This is a genomic window from Moorena sp. SIO4G3 (assembly GCF_010692305.1).
Taxonomy (GTDB): Bacteria; Cyanobacteriota; Cyanobacteriia; order Cyanobacteriales; family Coleofasciculaceae; genus Moorena; species Moorena producens_A.
On the sequence record NZ_JAAHIG010000677.1, the window covers coordinates 1 to 2,165 of the forward strand.

General features: G+C 41.8%; 3 protein-coding genes. 2 read left to right on the forward strand and 1 reads right to left on the reverse strand.

The window, feature by feature from the left end:
* Positions 1 to 99: 99 nt before the first annotated feature.
* Positions 100 to 291, forward strand: coding sequence for a MerR family transcriptional regulator (locus F6J99_RS44460; protein WP_293123694.1), 192 nt, complete (start codon positions 100 to 102; stop codon positions 289 to 291).
* A gap of 344 nt (positions 292 to 635) precedes the next feature.
* Entirely contained in the window at positions 636 to 1,268 is a 633-nt protein-coding gene (locus F6J99_RS44465; RefSeq protein WP_293123697.1) for a helix-turn-helix domain-containing protein, read from the forward strand.
* A 169-nt stretch (positions 1,269 to 1,437) separates the two neighbouring features.
* Here F6J99_RS44465 and F6J99_RS44470 read toward each other — a convergent pair whose 3' ends face one another.
* Entirely contained in the window at positions 1,438 to 1,584 is a 147-nt protein-coding gene (locus tag F6J99_RS44470) for a hypothetical protein (protein WP_293123700.1), read from the reverse strand.
* Positions 1,585 to 2,165: the final 581 nt, after the last annotated feature.

Below are 2,165 nucleotides of genomic sequence, written 5' to 3' on the forward strand. Positions count from 1 at the left end.
TTCGCACTGCGGGATTATAGGTTTCCCCAGGTTAGTGAACATTAAATAAAAGTGCCACAGATTATCTCAAAGTCTATGATTGTTTGGTAGACTTAAGTCATGGCACTAATACCGTTTCGTAAGGCGGTCGAACTTACAGGACTCTCTAAAAACACTTTGAGGAAGTACGCAGACAATGGCACTATCAAATGGGAGCGAACCCCAAGGGGATATAGACTATTTGATACAGAAAGCTTACTCACCTTTAGGCCTACTAATACTGCTACGCCTACCACTCTTTGTTATAGTTAGGTCAGCAGCAGGAAACAAAAAGACGACCTTGAGGGATTTGTCGCCTATATGCACTCCCTCTAACCAGAAGCGGAAATCATCCCAGACATCGGATCACGACTCAACTACAAAAGAAAAAGTCTTAAAACCATACTGGAACGACTTATGCGCGGAGATCAGCTCACGATTATTGTTGCCTGTCTCGACAGACTTACCCGGTTTGGGTTTGAACTGTTTGAGTACTTGGTTAGAAGTTACCGTAAGAGTAGTGCAGCCTTTATAGTTGGTAAATTATGCAGCATAGGGTAAAGGTTTTGTAGTAAGGCTGCACTACTCTAAGGTTTCATCTCCGGTCAGCCTTAACGGTGGAAAAATCCTGGTTCTCGACAACCCTAAAAGTTGCCCATAATCAGAAATCACCGCCGATATTATATCCATCATTCAGGTCTTTTCTTGCCGAGTCTACGGACAATAAAATTACGGTTCAAAAATCGTTGAAGATCCGACTATTCCTAAAGACTGACCAGCGTCAATTAATTAATCGCTGGTTTGGAGTATCTCGTTATGTATTCAATAAAACCGTAGAGATTCTCAAAGATGGGAATATTAAAGCTAATTGGAAAGCCATTAAAACCGACATTATCAATAACCTCCCTGAATGGTGTAAGTCAGTACCTTATCAGATAAAATCGATAGCGATTAAGGATGCTTGCACGGGTGTCAGGGAGGCTAAGAAAAAATACAATTTGACTGGAGTTGTTAATCGGGTTCGTTTTAGGTCTCGAAAAAATCCTGTTCAGTCTTGCTATATCCCAAAGTCGGCTGTTTCAGCAAAGGGGATCTACCCTACAAAATTAGGAGAGTTAACCTTTGCTGAAAGGCTACCAGATCACATATGTGACTGTCGATTAACTAGCACTAATGGGAACTATTACCTAGTAGTTCCCTATAAGACCACTAGAAATAAGGCGTTGCTGAATCAAAAAATGGTATACTAAAAAGAAAACCATGGAATGTCCTAACTGTCATAGCAGTAAAACTCACAAATATGGTAATCAAAGAGGCAAACAAAGATATAAGTGCAACGAATGTGGACGACAATTTATAGAGGTTAAAACTGAGCGTGGTTATGATGAAAAAACTAAATTGCTCTGCATAAAAATGTATCTAAGCGATGCAGCGCGGTCTTGGGGAGGCAGCGCGGTCTTGGGGGTTCCCCCCATGAGCGACTGCCGTGGTTTCCCCCATGAGGGACTGCATCAAGACAATGGCATGGGTTTTAGAGGCATAGAAAGAGTGACTGGTGTTCACCATACTACCATAATAGGTTGGGTAAAAAAAGTTAGTTCACGCTTAGAAGATGTATGTTTCACGCTCAGAAATTCCTGAAATAACTGAAATAGATGAGCTACAAACTTTTGTAAAAAAAAAACAAAACTTGGGTGTGGACAGCAGCTAACAAGCACTATCCAGGGATTTTAAACTTTATAGTTGGTGACCGCAGTTCGGAAACTTTTAAAAAGCTTTGGAAGAAAATAAGATGTTGGCATAGCTTTTGGTATGTCACTGATAAATATATTGTTTAGCAGATATTTATTGATGATATTGATCATTTAACCAATAAAACTTATATGACTAGAAGCGATGCAGCGCGGTCTTGGGGAGGCAGCGCGGTCTTGGGGGTTCCCCCCGGAGACGAAACCTGATTACGTTGAGCCTTTATGGTTGGTCGGCTATGCAGAAAAGGGGTAAAACTTATTGATTAGCGTGATTTGCGCGGTCTTGGGGGTTTCCCCCATGAGCGACTGCATCAAGACAAGGCGAGCCTGTCTTACGGTAACTTCTAACCATGAGCGACTGCCGTGGTTTCCCCCATGAGCGACTGCATCAAGACA

Bases quoted from the DNA above. Each gene is read 5' to 3' on its own strand.
- F6J99_RS44460 (WP_293123694.1), top strand. From the start codon at position 100: ATGGCACTAATACCGTTTCGTAAGGCGGTCGAACTTACAGGACTCTCT.
- F6J99_RS44470 (WP_293123700.1), bottom strand. From the start codon at position 1,584: ATGGTGAACACCAGTCACTCTTTCTATGCCTCTAAAACCCATGCCATT.